The 16,006-nt window shown below is 30.3% G+C and carries 15 protein-coding genes; 8 read left to right on the top strand and 7 right to left on the bottom strand.

From position 1 onward, the window contains the following. Window positions 1-239: 239 nt before the first annotated feature. Window positions 240-602, bottom strand: a complete 363-nt coding sequence (locus tag ACJG85_RS08995; RefSeq protein WP_412476209.1) for a GIY-YIG nuclease family protein — start codon at window positions 600-602, stop codon at window positions 240-242. Further along, a complete protein-coding gene (locus ACJG85_RS08990) occupies window positions 592-1,017 on the bottom strand; it encodes a DUF1330 domain-containing protein (RefSeq protein WP_412476208.1) in 426 nt (141 codons plus the stop codon). The genes ACJG85_RS08995 and ACJG85_RS08990 overlap by 11 nt, the downstream gene beginning before the upstream one ends. Before the next feature lie 1,362 nt (window positions 1,018-2,379). On the opposite strand from ACJG85_RS08990, the gene ACJG85_RS08985 reads away from it, so the two are divergent. Both ACJG85_RS08985 and ACJG85_RS08980 read left to right on the top strand, forming a co-directional pair. After that, entirely contained in the window at window positions 2,380-3,009 is a 630-nt protein-coding gene (locus ACJG85_RS08985; RefSeq protein ID WP_412476207.1) for a hypothetical protein, read from the top strand. A 335-nt stretch (window positions 3,010-3,344) separates the two neighbouring features. After that, on the top strand, window positions 3,345-4,118 hold the full coding sequence (locus ACJG85_RS08980; RefSeq protein ID WP_412476206.1) for a hypothetical protein: 774 nt from the start codon (window positions 3,345-3,347) through the stop codon (window positions 4,116-4,118). A 34-nt stretch (window positions 4,119-4,152) separates the two neighbouring features. On the opposite strand, the gene ACJG85_RS08975 is transcribed toward ACJG85_RS08980, so the two are convergent. The 3 genes from ACJG85_RS08975 to ACJG85_RS08965 all read right to left on the bottom strand — a co-directional run bounded on the left by ACJG85_RS08975 (window position 4,153) and on the right by ACJG85_RS08965 (window position 8,403). Then, on the bottom strand, window positions 4,153-4,785 hold the full coding sequence (locus tag ACJG85_RS08975; protein WP_412476205.1) for a response regulator: 633 nt from the start codon (window positions 4,783-4,785) through the stop codon (window positions 4,153-4,155). Continuing rightward, entirely contained in the window at window positions 4,769-6,766 is a 1,998-nt protein-coding gene (locus tag ACJG85_RS08970) for an ATP-binding protein (protein ID WP_412476204.1), read from the bottom strand. Before ACJG85_RS08970 ends, ACJG85_RS08975 begins: the two co-directional genes overlap by 17 nt. A 635-nt stretch (window positions 6,767-7,401) precedes the next feature. Next, window positions 7,402-8,403, bottom strand: coding sequence for an FKBP-type peptidyl-prolyl cis-trans isomerase (locus ACJG85_RS08965; RefSeq protein ID WP_412476203.1), 1,002 nt, complete (start codon window positions 8,401-8,403; stop codon window positions 7,402-7,404). Between the two features lie 228 nt (window positions 8,404-8,631). Between ACJG85_RS08965 and ACJG85_RS08960 the strand changes: the two genes are divergently transcribed. Continuing rightward, the gene (locus tag ACJG85_RS08960) at window positions 8,632-9,573 is read left to right on the top strand and encodes a DUF4476 domain-containing protein (protein WP_412476202.1); all 942 of its coding nucleotides are present in this window, start codon (window positions 8,632-8,634) and stop codon (window positions 9,571-9,573) included. A gap of 124 nt (window positions 9,574-9,697) precedes the next feature. Here the strand turns inward: ACJG85_RS08960 and ACJG85_RS08955 are convergent, their stop codons facing one another. Beyond that, window positions 9,698-10,099 carry a hypothetical protein gene (locus ACJG85_RS08955; protein WP_412476201.1) on the bottom strand — a complete coding sequence of 134 codons (402 nt, stop codon included), beginning with the start codon at window positions 10,097-10,099 and terminating at the stop codon, window positions 9,698-9,700. Next, on the bottom strand, window positions 10,080-10,673 hold the full coding sequence (locus ACJG85_RS08950) for an RNA polymerase sigma factor (RefSeq protein WP_412476200.1): 594 nt from the start codon (window positions 10,671-10,673) through the stop codon (window positions 10,080-10,082). The genes ACJG85_RS08955 and ACJG85_RS08950 overlap by 20 nt, the downstream gene beginning before the upstream one ends. A 146-nt stretch (window positions 10,674-10,819) precedes the next feature. Here ACJG85_RS08950 and ACJG85_RS08945 point away from each other — a divergent pair, with 146 nt between their 5' ends. The 5 genes from ACJG85_RS08945 (at window position 10,820) to ACJG85_RS08925 (ending at window position 15,983) form a co-directional block, all read left to right on the top strand. Beyond that, window positions 10,820-11,155, top strand: a complete 336-nt coding sequence (locus ACJG85_RS08945) for a DUF6249 domain-containing protein (RefSeq protein WP_412476199.1) — start codon at window positions 10,820-10,822, stop codon at window positions 11,153-11,155. 16 nt (window positions 11,156-11,171) lie between these two features. Further along, window positions 11,172-12,266: a serine hydrolase domain-containing protein gene (locus ACJG85_RS08940; RefSeq protein ID WP_412476198.1), complete on the top strand. Its 1,095-nt coding sequence runs from the start codon at window positions 11,172-11,174 to the stop codon at window positions 12,264-12,266. Window positions 12,267-13,042: 776 nt separating this feature from the next. Beyond that, window positions 13,043-14,038, top strand: a complete 996-nt coding sequence (locus ACJG85_RS08935) for an SDR family NAD(P)-dependent oxidoreductase (protein WP_412476197.1) — start codon at window positions 13,043-13,045, stop codon at window positions 14,036-14,038. A 127-nt stretch (window positions 14,039-14,165) separates the two neighbouring features. Continuing rightward, entirely contained in the window at window positions 14,166-14,975 is an 810-nt protein-coding gene (locus ACJG85_RS08930) for a helix-turn-helix domain-containing protein (RefSeq protein ID WP_412476196.1), read from the top strand. A gap of 132 nt (window positions 14,976-15,107) precedes the next feature. Continuing rightward, entirely contained in the window at window positions 15,108-15,983 is an 876-nt protein-coding gene (locus ACJG85_RS08925; RefSeq protein WP_412476195.1) for a helix-turn-helix domain-containing protein, read from the top strand. Window positions 15,984-16,006 lie beyond the last annotated feature (23 nt).

Here is a 16,006-nt window from a genome sequence, read left to right as displayed (position 1 = left end):
AAAATAACTTTATGATAAAAAGTGTTTCAACATATTGTTTTTTTTGTGCTTTCACAAGATAATGAAGTATCAAATTTTAGTAAACCTATCTAAAGCGAAAGGCCAAAAGGTTAACTGATTAAGGTTTATCGAAGAATCAAATTCTATCACAAAAAATTAATAGAAATACAGCCTTACACAACTGTTTAATAGAACCGTAGTCGCTATTCTTCCATACCACTGTAATAAACATACTCATTTTATTTTACTTTTTTAGTATTGTAACCCTTGTCATCAAATGGTTGTAACTCTTCAATAAAAAGTGCTTCAAATTGTTTAACTTCTTTACGGCAATAGTCAATAGTTTTTGTGTCATCTTGTTTTAATTCAACCAAAATTTCGTTAATGAAATTTTCTTGTCCAAACTCTGTCCATTCTTTTTGCAAACTCTTATTAAGATGAAGCCCGCTGTTAAGTTGAAACTTATGCCTATTCCAAATAGCTATAAAGTCAATGCTACTTTCAATATATATTTTGTTATTGATTATATTTCTTATCTGAAACACCACGACTTGAATTTTTTTTCCTTTATAACTTTCTTTTACCTCTTTTTTAGATTTCATTTTTTTCGATAATTGGTAAAAGTCTTGAATCTGATAATGCGGCTGTTCTATGTCCAATTCCATACATATAATCCTTGTCTGATTCAAAAGCGATAAAACTATTAACACTATTTTGTTTGATAAGTAATACTTGATCCCATCGTTCAGTATCAGGTCCAATTAAAAAATCTTGAGCTTCTCCCATAAATAAAATTTCTCCTCCCGATTTTGTCAAGAATGGAATGGTATGTTCAATATAAAGCCGATATGCTTGTTTTCCGCTTATTGGTTCATTTGGCTTAAGTTCGGGGCTATCAGAATAGTCTGCGGTTTCGCGAAAACGCAGCAAGTTGAGCATAACAATACTTCCTTGTATTTGTCGGGTGACAAACTTTCGCCCTGCTTCCTGTGTTGGCATTAAATACTTTTCTTCCATATTTTACATTTTTAATTATAGTTTGATTGGTAAGTTCTTAAATATGCAGAACTTTTCAGGTTATAAATTGAATCAAATTTATAGAAACTTTAAGCTGCTATTTTAATATAGGATTTATTGTCCTGTTAGTCAAATTGTTTGTATACTACTTGTGGTATTTTAAATATAAACTCAAATATTATTGCCTAATTTTTCAGTATATTTTTTTCTTAGTTCTGGTATAGGCTACAAGTATTAATTAAGTGCATCTAATATTTAATTTGACTTAGATTATAAACTTACAAAGATTCACTCTACTTGAATAAAAACTAAATTATATGTGATTTAGGAATAAAAATAAGTGTTTAAAATCAGCTGTACTGTAAAAATTAAAGCATAGTAAAAAATGCTTTAACCAATTACAACTTACAAAATCATTTTTGAATATTCTGTTTGCATGATTCAATTCAATAAGGATACCAATTTTATAAATTCAAATTTAATATTTGGTCCAACAAATACATATACCTGAAAAAAGGTAATTTACGTCATCTCAAATCAAGTAATCATTTTTGAGCCAAATGGCCTGGCTAAGCATTCTGCACTTTTAAAGTTAACCCTACTACAGATTTATCAATACTTATAACACCCTTAAGAAGCAAACATTTCTAACCTGTCTCTTCAATGGCTACTGCCTTTGAACCAATTCCAGATTATTAGTATTATAATACTGTTTATTATTTCACCCATTTTAAATAAATACTATGGCGCCATTACTTTTTCAGTTGAAATATTTTTTTCAACTGTTTTTCTATAAACTGCTAAATTCACGTTCTTTATTAGCCAACCGCTTAAGTGGATAGTATTTGCAATGCTTTTATGAGTGCCTTTAATTGCTCATCTCAACATCAACTCATAATTAATAATTTACAATTAATGATTAACCTTGGGGCACCTGTAAAACCAAAATCCCTAGCAAGAGTATAATTTTTCATTTGCTCAAAAGCACTTCTATTAATTGCTTTGCAAGCCAACCAATACATGCACAATAAATTGTCTCATCAATTTTTATAAACTCAACTTCAAGAACAGAAAAAACTAATCATAAAACATCGGTCGCCACAAAAGCAATCACTACCAAACCGGTCGGCAAATAAAAATTTATACACTTGCCAACACTACTGCCCCGTCAGACTCGGTAATTATTTTTTTGATTTCAATCTTGAGTATTTGATACCATCTACTTAAATATGATCTTCATGCTAAACAATGACTGTCTTAAAAACTTAAACAATAGAAAAATAGAAGCATTTATTAACTTAAGTGAACGAGTTGAAGAGTTAACGTAAAGTAGCTTTGTATAGCAACAATAAATTCCATGTTATGCAAAAAAAAAAATCAATAATTATTTTTGTAATGGGGTTATTTACTTTACCATTATTAAATACAAGGTTTTCTGAGAATGAATCTTCATTTAAAGAAGCACTTTATCAAAATACAACATCTGAAGCTAACTATTTGGTTACTATCAATAAACCCCATAGTTTTTATCTCAATTTTTTGGGTGCTTTATCCCTAAAAGATGAGTTTAATTTAGAGTTAACAAAGCATAAACTCAAAGTGAACTGGGATATTCAACCATTTTTCAATAATAACCATATTGCTATCGAATATACATTTCCAGGTTTTATTCATGAATATAGATTTCTAATAACTCACCAATGGTTTTTTTGGAAAAACCTTAATTCAGCAGAACTAAATACAATGAAAACTTTACAAAGCTTTATAGAGTTAAAAAGGAAAAAAAAGGAAAACCGTCCTCAATTATTCAATCACTCTAATTCTGAATACATTTTAAAGTCAAGGAAAAGTCAAACTGTTAAACAAACTCCTTTAGCTATTCCATTAAAATCGAATAGCACTAATATGCCAAAAACATCACAAATAAATTATGATAAATGGCCTAAATTTCTTGAAGGAGAACCAAAACAAAATCTTAGAAATCTTTTTTAAGATTTTACTATGTAAAATCAAAATTATTGTTCCATCTAATTTACTGTCCTTTTGCCATAGTCTATACTAAGTTATCTTAATCAACATTACATGCCTAACTCACATTTAACAAACATCAACACTCATAAAACATCTTTAAGAAAACCAAATATTTAAAGATATGTAGTTGAATCTCTAAACTCAAAAGTGCACTAAAAAGCAAAAATAAAATCACAAAGAAATTTGCAGCATTAATCAAATTAAAATAACTTGTAAAAGTTTATTTTTCATTTTAAAATAAATTGGCTTTGAACTTTAAAACTTTGTGATTTAAAAACATCTTAAAGCAGTACAATATGAAATTTACACCTCTTCAGCAGGAACAATCCTTTGACCAAATATTATTCACTAGTTATTTTATTGAAGATGTTAAATCTTTCAATGACATAATTGAAAAATATATGGAGTTTAAAAATAATAACTGCCTTAAAACTATAATTTTTACACTTGATAATCTGGATCAGGCTGAATATACAACCACACATGCAATCAACATGCACGACTTAGACATTACAGAAGGACATGATCTATCGGTGTTAGATCCGGTTTGCTTCGAAAATGGGGAACATATTGGTTATATCTCAACACCTTCAGAGTTTTTTATTCGCTATCAAAATTTTATAAAGCAAACCAATACAATATCTTTTGCAACAGCTTGTGAAAAAGGATTAACAATAGAAGAGGATGAAATAAATCTATTGGTTAAAATAAATTCATTTCCTCTGGAAGCTTTTGACAATAAAATAATCTTAAAAGTTATCCCGGTTAAACACTCTTATGAAGCATTTGCAGGATTCCCAAATGGTTATTTTGCAAGCGATTTAAATCCATTTGAAAATTATGCGATTTGTAAACATTGGAACCAAAAATATGAATTAGAACTTTTTGGTATTGGAGCTTCACTTTTAGGATTTTATAGAAATGTTCCTATTGACAATGACATCGCTAAAGAAATCATCGCAGATTTGGCCATTTTGTATGATACCGAAGTATCAAGACTTGAAAAGCTAAAGTCAATAATAATAAATAATAATTTCTTTTTCATTAAGTACATAGAATACCTACAGTAAATACAAATACCTAGACTATTTTGTTAAGCAATAATTATAATAACCCATTATCTTTTACAAAGTTCAAAAGCTCTACCAAATTCTTTACTTGATATTTATTTAGTAAATTTCTACGATGGGTCTGCACTGTAAGAAAACTCAAAAATAAAGTCTCAGCTATTTCTATGGAGGATTTCCCATCTCTTAACAAAGTAAGTATTTCCTTTTCTCGTAAAGTGAGTCTTGGGATATTTTTTAAATCATGGATTGAAATCTTTTCAATTACTGTTTTCACTTCATTACAAAAGGCTTGTCTACCATTAATAGCAGTCAATATACACGCTTTAAATTCATCAATTGAGGCACTTTTTAACAAATAACCATCTGCACCATTTCTCATCATCTGCATAACTATACTTCGTTCTGATTGACTACTAATGGCTAAAACAACAATTCGCGGATTAATCTTCTTTAATTTCAAACACAAATCAATACCATTGCTATCTTTTAAAAATACATCCAAAAAAACAATGTCAGTAGTCTTCAAATCTTCATAACCAAAAACACTAACTCCTTTAGTAAAAGCAGCTTGAACTGAAACAAAATCAAGCCCCGATAATAAATTTTTTAATCCTTCTATAACAATAGGATGATCGTCAACTATTATGATGTTATACTTCTTCTTCATTTTGCTGCTGAACTGTTAGTTCAATATTGAATATAGTTCCTTGAAAAGAACTCGATCTTACTTCTATTTTTCCCCGCAACAACTCAACACGATTTTTGATGTTTTTTAATCCCAAACCTGAAAAATAATCTAAATCAGTACTGTTAAAACCTATACCATTATCCTCTACAGTAATCAAAAACAAAGTGCCATTTTGACTACAGTCCACAAAAACATCTGTGCAATTTGAATGCTTCAAAGAATTGTTTATTAACTCTTGAACAATTCTGAAAATAGTAATTTGATTGGACGGTACTATGTTAGTGTCAATTCCACTTGAATTATACTGTATAGTAACATTAGCGTTACTAACTGTAAAACAAAGATCTTTTAATGCATTATCTAAACCCAATTTTGATAAAGTCTCTGGCACCAAATTAAAAGCAATCTGCCTTAAATCACTTATTGCAAAACCTAAATCTGTAGAGAACTTATCATGATTAAAGTTTTCAACCTGACCGAGTTGCATCTTCAACGAAGAAAGCCTACTACCAATCCCATCATGTAAATCCCTGGCTATTCTTTTCCTTTCGGTTTCTTCTCCATCTATCATGGCTTGCATAAGCTCAATTTCTTTTTGTGAATTCAAATTATCTAAGTCCTTTTGATGAATCAAATCCTTTTGATAATTTATCATTTTTTGGTTTCTTAAATTTTTGTGAAATGAATAAATCATTATCAGTAGAATTATAAGAGCCAATACAGCAAATAAATACCACATCTTTAAAGTTTTCAAATCGTTTTCTTTTACACTCTTCTCTTGCTGTAATTGAAGTATCTTTTTTTCCTTTTGAGAAGCATTAAACTTTGCTTCTAGGGCTGACATTTTATTTTTGGAATGAGCTTCATTAAGACTGTCACTTAGAGTAATATATTGCTCAAAATATTTTATGGCAGTAACAGAATCGTTTATTTTAATACTAACCCAAGCTAAATTCTTTGAAAATGACATCTTATCTGATGGTAATATTTCAGGAGACTCTAAATACTCTATAAGTAACTTTTGAGCTGGTTTATACTTCTTTAAAGCAATGAAACAATTTGATTTTAAAAGCTTAATATCCAAAACAGCTAATTTATCATGCAACGCGTCAGCTCTTTCCTTAGCTATATCTAAGAAATAAATAGCTTTATTAAAATCATTTACTCTAAAATAATAATACCCTTTATAATAATACAATCTAGGAGATAAAGTTGAAAGAGGATTCTTTTTTATTACAGCTTCTGCTTTATCTAAATAAATTATTCCCAATTCACTCTTTTTCAATTTTATAAGAAGTTGCGAATAAGTTAAATAAGATTCTACAAGATAATCTACTTGAAATATTTTACACCTCTCTAAAACTTGAATGGAGTACTTGTAATATTTTTCAGATTGCTCATAATTCTGATAATTAAACATTAAACGAGCAACAGTACCATATAAAATACCAACCCATTCTTTACTCCCACCCTTTTCTGCCAATGGAATTGCTTCATCAAATATCTGTCGCAATATCTCATCATCATCACTGTTTAATTGATAATAAATTGCTAAATTGTTATAAATCCTTGCCCTAAGGACATAAACTTCTTTAACATCATATTTCTTCAAAAGTTCAACTGCCTTTCGTAACCTTTGATAGTAGGTCTTTTGATCTTTATTTAAGTTATAAAATGTCGCATTGTAGAATATGGAAAGATCTTTCAAAAAAGGATTATTCTTAATCAAACTATTGGCTGATTGCAAATGAAACTTATATTTATCAAAAACCTCCCACTTGTAATAATAATCAGATAGTTTAAAATGCAATACACATTTTAAACTATCTGATTTTGAAATTAAAAGCTCACTTTTGAGTTTGGAAATAACACCTGAATAATCATTCAAAGAAGTTTGAGCAAAAGAAACCCTTCCAAAAAATATAAAACAAAAAAGCAAAAAACAACAAACTCTATTCATACTAAAAAAATAATCAATTATCAAATATAATTTAAAGTTCAGTTAAGAGTTTAATCTTCCCTGTAATTACCTGAAATCAGGTATTAATAAATTGATAATTCTGCTTTTTGTTAGCCATACTACTTTTAATAAAAAGTTATATTATTTCTTCTGTTATGAAATCAACAGGCTTGTCATTTTTTGAATATTTTACATTAAAAAAAAGAATCTAAGGTAAGTTCCGGGTTGCTAAAAAAAATATTCAGACCCTTTGGGTTTCGCAAAAAATCTCCACCAAAATACTATAAATGATATTCTCGTAAAAATTTAAACATCTCACTTATAAACCCATGTAGGGTCGTATTTTTTTTCTGAAAAGCTTGCTTTTTGAAAGCCTTCATTTAAACAAATGGCTTTCCTTCTTTTCTTTTGAAAATTTGCATTTTAGATTTAAAAGCTTTCCGATTCAATAAAAGAAACAGTATAAGGAAAATAATTATATCACAACCTAATTTATCAATAAATCCCGAAAAGTTCTTCAAAAAGTAATGATAAGAACTCAAAAAAAATCAATCACATTAGAAATAAAAAAGGTAAACTATAAAAAGTTTAGAAAAAAGTCAAAAAATCTATTTAATTACATTTTTTTGCAAATATTAATTATGACAAGTAGGATCTAAATGTCTTTTTTTACCATTACCACTTGGTCCGCATGTCGGAATTTCATTAAAAGGATAGGTTGTATTAGTCGCTAAATTTTTAATTTCTGATTTTGTCACAAAATTATCCCCATCATCATCAATATCCTTAAAATCAGGGATTCCATCACCATCAGTATCATCAGGATTTATAGTACCTGAGGGAAATGTATATATATAACCATCATTATTTAAGTCTTCTAAGTAGGAAGGCACACCATCTTCATCAAAATCTGCACGCTGAACCTCATATAATTTAACATTAAAGACCAAAGGTGAATAGACCGGAATGTTAGGAGTAGACTGATTGTAATAAGCTAATCCTGAAGGAATAAACACTATACCCGCTCCAAAATTAAAATAAGTTATAGTTCCATCCGGATTTCCGGTATAATCACCCGATTTAAGCTTTGGAAATATCTCAGCAAAACCTTTAACTCTTACACTCGACAAAGGTAAAAAAGACTGAGGAAATCTATTGTCTTCAAACTCTTCTCCAAGTATAGTATTAGTAGTAACACCATCAACAGTCTCCGTCCTTTTATAAATATATTCACCTCTAAAAGAGGTCAAAACATCATCAACATTAGAAGGAGTAGAACCATTAAGCCCAGTTCCTGTTCTCAATTCCAAATAATAAATTTTATAAGCAATATTAACATTGTTTTGAGTAACATTAACTATTCTATTTCTTACTGGATAAGTAGTTTGATCCCAAATAGAGACCTGAGTTCCACCGGAAGGTATTTTAGTATACGTTACATCTAAATCATCATCATAACCTGGGTGGTTAACAACCGTTAAATAATGTGTCTTCATAAACTCTTCAATATTAGCAATATCAATTAAATACTGTTCTTCATGATTTCTTATTGCAGCCGAACTATCGTCTTCCTTACTACAAGCCAATAACATCATAAAACTAATGCTAAGTGCAAAAAATTTAAATCGTTTTTTCATTCTCTCTGTTTTTTGAAGCCAAATTAAAACTCTAAAACCTTAACCCAAAAGGGTTTGGATTAAATTACCTGCTTTCAGGTATAAATTTAAACTAGTGACAATCTATACATTTGCTCTAAAATTCTTTAGACAAAAAAAGAGCCCATGATATTTGATCAATAAGTTCTGAAAAAGACTGGAGAGCAAAAATTTTTAAACTATTTTGAATCACGTTTTAAAAACTTACAAATGAAAAAACAAATTATTTTAATGACTCTATTGTTAGTATCAACATACAGTTTTTCTCAATCTGGCCAAGTGGGACATCTTAATATTTTTTCAGAAGATGGCGATCGTTTTACTTTAATTCTAAACGGTGAAGTAATCAATGATACACCTCAAACTAATCTCAGAGTTGAAGATTTAAATCAGCCTTACTATAATGTAAAAATAAAATTTGAGGATACCGCGTTATCTGATATTTCAAAAAATAACTTGATGATTACTGATGTTGATGATGTCTTCTCCGATGTGACCTATAAAATCAAAAGAGATAAAAACAATAAGACAAAAATGAAGTTAAATTACTTTTCATCTATTCCCGTTCGCCCCGATTTTATACCTCCTTCAAATATTCACGTAATTCATTATGGACAGCCTAGAGTTCCTGTAATTGTAAATCAAAATGGAGGTATGACTCAAACAACTACAACAACCCAAGTAGGAGGCAATAATGTTGGCGTTGGAGTCAATGTAGGTGGTATCAGTTTAGGAGTCTCTATAAACGACAACATAGGAAATGGGGTAATAACACAAACAACCACCACTACCACTTCTTCAAACCAATCTGGAAATGTAATTATCAATCCAGCTGAGCCCTCTCGTGGTTGTAATGGCAGACCTTCAATGTCTGCTACCAATTTCAATGCTGCATTAACAACTATCAAAAAACAAAGCTTCGAAGATACCCGACTCAAAACTGCTAAACAAGTGATCAGTGCAAATTGCCTTAATGTTAATCAAATAATTCAAATTGCTAACCTATTTAACTTTGAAGACAATAAATTAGACTTTGCTAAATATGCATATGACTTTTGTATTGAACCCAAAAATTACTTTAAACTCAATGGTATTTTTACTTTTAGTAGTAATGTCGACAATTTGTCAGATTATATTCAAAGTAGACAATAACAATATTTTCAAAGAATAAGCAAAACAGTAAAAAAGCCGGTCCTTTCAACCAGGCTTTTTTTTTTACCAAAAGCAACTATAAAAGATAATCTTTTAATAGTATTTACAATTTCTTAAGTTGCTATTATTCAAAATGTCTATCAAAGTGCTTTTTTAAAAATAAAATTTGAATCAATAACATTAATGCAAAAAAAACAACTGGAAAAATGGTACTCTTAGAAAATTGAAATAAGGAGTTTGTAAAATGACTTTTGTATTGAAAATATTCTAATCTACTAAACCAGTCAGAATTATAAGAATCACCTTTTTTCATTACATAAAAAACGAACAAACTAAAGCTAATCACTATTATAACTATTACAGCCCTTGAAATTAATGGCTTATAAGTATAAACCTCAGTCTTTTTACTCATCAAAATCTGAGACATTACCCTTTCAGAAAAACCATTAGAGGTAGACTCAGTCAAGGTAGTCTTCATAACAGTTTCTACCAAATTCTGTAACAATTTATCGTCTTTTTCTTTCATAATAGTCTAATATTTCCGGTTCTAATGCATCCTTCAAAATCGAAGCTATTTTTTTACGGCTTCTAAAAAGCTTTATTTTAACATTGTTAGTACTACAATCAATAACTTTTGCTATCTCTTCTATAGATTGGTCATCAAAATAATATAGTGTTAGCAAAAAAGCTTCTTCACTAGGAAGCATTTCTAAACACTCCTGAATTCTTTGGTTCCTGTAATTTTCATCAATGTTATCCAAAATATCAGAGATAACTTTTAACTGATAGTCCGTGAAATCCTCAACAGCAACTACAATATCGCACTTCTTTTTATTTTTTTTTAATCTATCCAAACAGGTATTATAAGTTATTTTATAAAGCCAAGTAGAGAATTTTGAATCTCCTTTAAATTTATGTAACGAACCAAATGCTTTAACAAATGTATCTTGTGAGACCTCTTCTGCCTCTTCTCGGTTTTTAAGCATTTTACAAGCTAAAGTAAACACTAAATTTTTATACTGCTCAACCAATACAGAAAACGCATTAGTGTTTCCCTCGATTATTTGATTAATATAATGTTGATCGTTTATGAAAGCCATATAACAGTTTGACGAAGAAAAAAGCAATCTGGTTACAACCAAATCAAAAAAAAGATTAAGAGTGTTGTAACCAAAATAAATATACCGTCGTCATAATTTGTAATGAATCATTCTTTAAATTATTAATCAATTCAAAATAAAAAATTATGAACGAAGGTATTTTAATTCCATTAAGTCTTTTTTTAGCCATCTTTGGCATCTTTTATCTTTATCTGTCAACAAGAAATAGAGAACGATTAGCCCTTATAGAGAAAGGAGCAAATGCAAGCATTTTCAATCAAAGTGGTAAATCATTTCAAAAAATCATTGTGCTAAACTTATCCTTTCTATTAATGGGAATAGGTGTAGGAACTTTTACCGGTCTATTATTAGCTACTTACACAGCATTAGATGAAAATGCTTTATACCCTGCTAGTATCTTTACATTTGCTGGGCTAGGGTTATTCCTAGGTTGTAAAATAACTAAAGACATTGACAAATAATACTAATCAATCAAAAATGAAAATCAATCAAAAAATGAAAAAAATAAAAAACTATCTATACCTAATCACAACAATCTGTTTATGTTCCATAAATCATACTTATGGACAAAATTTTGAATCAAAAATAGATAGTCTTCTTCTTAATATTTTTAAAGACAAAAATGGTCCGGGAGGTGAATTTTTAATTGCAAAAGCAGGCAAACCAATTTATCAAAAAGCATTTGGTAAGGCAAATTTGGAACTTAACGTGGATTTAACCTCTGAAAATATTTTTCAACTAGGTTCGGTAACCAAGCAATTTACCGCAATATCGGTATTGATATTAGAAGAAAAAGGTAAATTAAACCTAAGTGACCCTATTTCAAAATACATCCCAGATTATCCATCAGGTGAGAAAATAACCATTCACCATTTATTAACACACACTTCTGGGATAAAAGATTTTACAAAAATGAAATCACTTCGAGAGATTGCTCAAAAAGAAATGACACCTAAAATGATGGTTGACTTTTTTAAAAACGAACCTGGGGATTTTAAACCTGGAGAAAAATTTGAATATAATAATTCTGGATATGTAGTCTTAGGTTATATCATTGAACTTATATCTGGTGAACAATATGAAGATTTTATCAATAAAAACATATTTGTTAAAGCCGGTATGACTAATTCATATTATGCCAGTGATAGGAAAATCATCCCAAAGAGAGCATATGGGTATCAGAAAAAAGAAGACAGATATGTAAACAAAACACAAATTAATTTTAGTGTTCCATTCTCCTCTGGCGCATTAATGTCAACCGTTACTGATATGCTTAAATGGCAAAATGCTTTAAATCAAAATCTTATAATAAATAATCATACCCTCAAAAAAGCTTTTACCAAATACAAACTGAATAATGGTCAAGAGATTAATTATGGTTATGGTTGGCATATTAAAGAAATCAACGGAATTTTGATACAAGAACACGGTGGAAGTGTATTTGGTTTTAAATCTATGGGAGTTTACATCCCTAGTGAGGATATTTATGTAATTGGATTGTGCAATTGTGATTGCAATTCTCCTACCAAAGTCACAGAAGATATAGCGCTTCTAACAATGAAATTATTATGATTAGGGAAACCAGTAAATAGGTAATAATCTCTCAAAAGAAGAGCCCAATCTATTCTGATTGGGCTCCCTTATAATTTAATCGTTATAAAATTTGATTAAACTATTTTTGCACTTCTTTAATATATCCTTTAAAACAGGGATATAAAAAACTATCCACTGCCTCTTTGGCTACCAAAAACAATGCTTTCAATATATCAACAGATTGCAAATTTGGCTAGTTAGCTTTCGGTGAAATGTCTTTGCCATAATGACTGAATTACTTAATGCAGTAAACAATAGAAACAAAACTAGTTTCAAACTTTTATAAAATTTGGTTTTCATGATTTTAAAAATCTAAGATTTAATGATGATTAAAACTCGTTGCTTTTTATCCAAAGCCCCATATACTAATACTTTAAGCTAGGCAAAAGTTTTTCGTGATTGTAATCCCAGTCCGGCTCATGAAATTTTGGTTACCGGAGCAATACAGCTTTTCAGTTCTTTAAGGGCATTATTGGCTGGGTGAAGCAGAATCCAATTTCTGTTTTTACTTCAATGATATTATAACGGTATTTAAACTTGTTAATGGAAAAGAAGTTCAAAATCGGAGGTTTGGATTTAGTTCGCGATATATTTGTTTTTACCTGTTTTACCGAATTGGCGTATATAGATGTAAAAAATCTAACAAAATCTCAAAAAGATATTGACTTTCTAAACAAAGCAATTTGACTTTTAAAACAAAGTCTAACATCAGTTATGCACATAATTTTGTCTTATAACTTTTAATAATTAAAAAAATGAGACACAACAATTATCAAGGTGTGTTACAACTGCCATTAGGTTCTGGATTTAACGCAACATCAACAACAAGTGATGTAATCAACGGAATTGACCTTACGGGAAAGATTGTAATCGTAACAGGAGGCAATGCCGGAATCGGGCTTGAAACTACCAAAACATTAGCCGTTGCAGGAGCAACAGTGATTGTACCAGCGAGAGATATCGAAAAAGCAAAAAAGAATTTAGCTGGAATTCCAAATGTAGAATTAGAAACCATGGATATGATGAATCCAGATTCAATTGATGCATTTGCTAAAAAATTCTTGGCATCTGAAAGGCCACTTCATTTACTAATCAACAATGCCGGTATCATGTGGGTACCATTGCGAAGAGACAGTCGTGGAATCGAATCACAATTAGCAACTAACTATCTAAGTCAATACCATCTAACTGCCATATTATTTCCTGCACTTAAAAAAGCAAAAGGAGCAAGAGTGATTAATGTGTCCTCTTTAGGCCATCACATGGCACCATTCAACTTCGATGACCCTAATTTTATAAACAGGGAATATGAAACTTTACATGCGTACGGACAATCCAAAACAGCAAGCAACTTATTTTCTCTTGAATTAGACAATCGTGCAAAGCAGCACAATGTAAGGGCGTACTCATTACACCCGGGCTCAATAGGCGGAACCGAACTGGCAAGAGAAGCATCTTTAGAATTGTTACAAAAAATGGGTTTTGTAGATGCTGATGGAAATATATTGCCTGAAATAGCGGCACGATTAAAAACAATTCAACAAGGAGCAGCAACAACAGTTTGGTGTGCTACAAGTCCATTGCTCAATAATATTGGTGGAGTATATTGTGAAGATGCTGATATCGCCCAAATGGCATCTGAAAATAGTATTGGAACATTTGGAGTGGAAGCTTATTCTTTAAATGAGGTAAACGCTAAACGACTATGGGATTTGAGCGAGCAAATTACCGATGTCCGATTTCATTTTTAACTGAACAAAACTATATAAAATTAAAGCCTAACTTATTGGTTAGGCTTAAAAAATGACATTTTAAACAAAGTAAACTGTATGATAGTTATTATTTTTGTAATATTCAAAATGACTACAAAAACAATACATGGAATATCAAGCAAAATATATAACACCCGACATCAAGCTTTCAAGCTACGATGACAAACTGTTCAAGTCAGATATTATGTTTGAAGAGCATATGCTCATTTGGTTTATTTCCGGCGAAACTAAAATAATTCAGGCAGATAGAACTTTTATTTTTAATACAGGAGATATTTTCCTGATCCCAAGAAATCAATTAGCCACCATAATTAACTATCCAAAAGACGGGCTTCCTCATCGAACTGTCGTAATGCATTTATCAACAGAGCGTTTGAAGCAATTTTATGAAAAAGTAGAAGTCAAAGAAAAACTAATTCCTGAGCAAAAAATATATAGTTTCAATAATCATCCATTACTCGAAAGTTGTTTGGCTTCCTTGATTCCTTATTTCGAAATGGAAGACAACTTTCCCGAAAACATTGCCTCTTTAAAAATCACAGAAGCTATTAGTATTTTGAGAGCTATTGATCAGAGTGTAGACAGTGTGTTAGCCAACTTTGATGAACCGGGAAAAGTCGATTTAATCAGTTTTATGGAACGTCATTTTATGTTCAATATGCCTTTAGAAAAATTGGGATATTTAACAGGCCGAAGTCTGTCAACGTTTAACCGAGATTTTAAAAAACTGTTTGGAACAACACCTCAAAAATGGCTTACCAAAAAGAGACTCGAATTAGCTTTCTACCAACTCTCACATCAAAAGAAAAAGCCAGTAGATATTTATTTAGAAGTTGGCTTTGAAGACCTTTCTCATTTTTCGTTTGCGTTTAAAAAAAAGTATGGTGTGACACCTACGCAATTACGATCGAATTAAACTTAAAAAACACAAAAAGTAATGTGTTTAATTCCCGAATCGCACACTATACTGTTTGATTCGGGAATGCTACTGCTATAGCTTTGCCACTATATTCTTCATTGCATGCAAAGCCAATCCTACCATCAACGGATGAAAAATGTTTACCAGATGCTATTTGAATTAGCTACTGGTAACTTGGCATTTAGAATAGAACCAACAGAGTCGAATGATGAAATAGAGGAACTAAGTAGCGTACTCAATATCTTGGGACTCACACTTCAAAACACCACCGCAAAATCAGGCTATGTAATCCCCTATTACAATTATCAAAGTGTTATTCAAAATACGTTTATACTTAGCAAAGATTACAACATCAAAAGTTTTAATGCTTTAGCCATTAAAAATCTCGGTTACAGCCCGGGCAAACTTAATAAAATGATATTTGATGACATAATTGCTCAACAGTCATCAGATGCTTGGCAAAGTATAAAAGAGGAAATTCAAAATAACGAAGAGTATCATTCTACCGTTCAATTAGTTTTAATAAGTGGTAATAAAAAGCTACTCCCGCTTCACTTTACAATCTCTAAACTACTTAATCAAAATGAAATAATATTGACTTCATTGACAACTGTCCTTCAAGATTCTCTGGGTGATACTTTTAATTCAAACAACAAACTTACTCCACGTCCAAAAGATTCTGAAATAATTCAAAACGTTTACAACTACATACTAAATAATCTAGAGGAGCCACTTCCTTCTGTCAAAGCTTTAGCCAAAATGTTTGGCTCAAATGAATTCAAATTAAAAGAAGGATTCAGACACTTTTTCAACACAAGTATTTATAAGCTTTATAATGAAGAACGTCTTAAAAAAGCACACAACTTGATAGAAAAAACAGATTTATCCTTAAAAGAAATCTGCTTTATGTGTGGTTTCAATTCTTACCTAAATTTTTATAAAGCTTTCAAAAAGAAATACCGTTACTCTCCCAGTGAACTCAATAGACCATCAAGAATGGAATAGTATTACTACATTTTTGAATACCT

It is taken from the genome of Flavobacterium mekongense, assembly GCF_047038255.1.
GTDB classification, from domain to species: domain Bacteria; phylum Bacteroidota; class Bacteroidia; order Flavobacteriales; family Flavobacteriaceae; genus Flavobacterium; species Flavobacterium mekongense.
The sequence above is the reverse complement of the archived record's forward strand: the minus strand, read 5'-3'. Positions and strand labels throughout refer to the sequence as shown.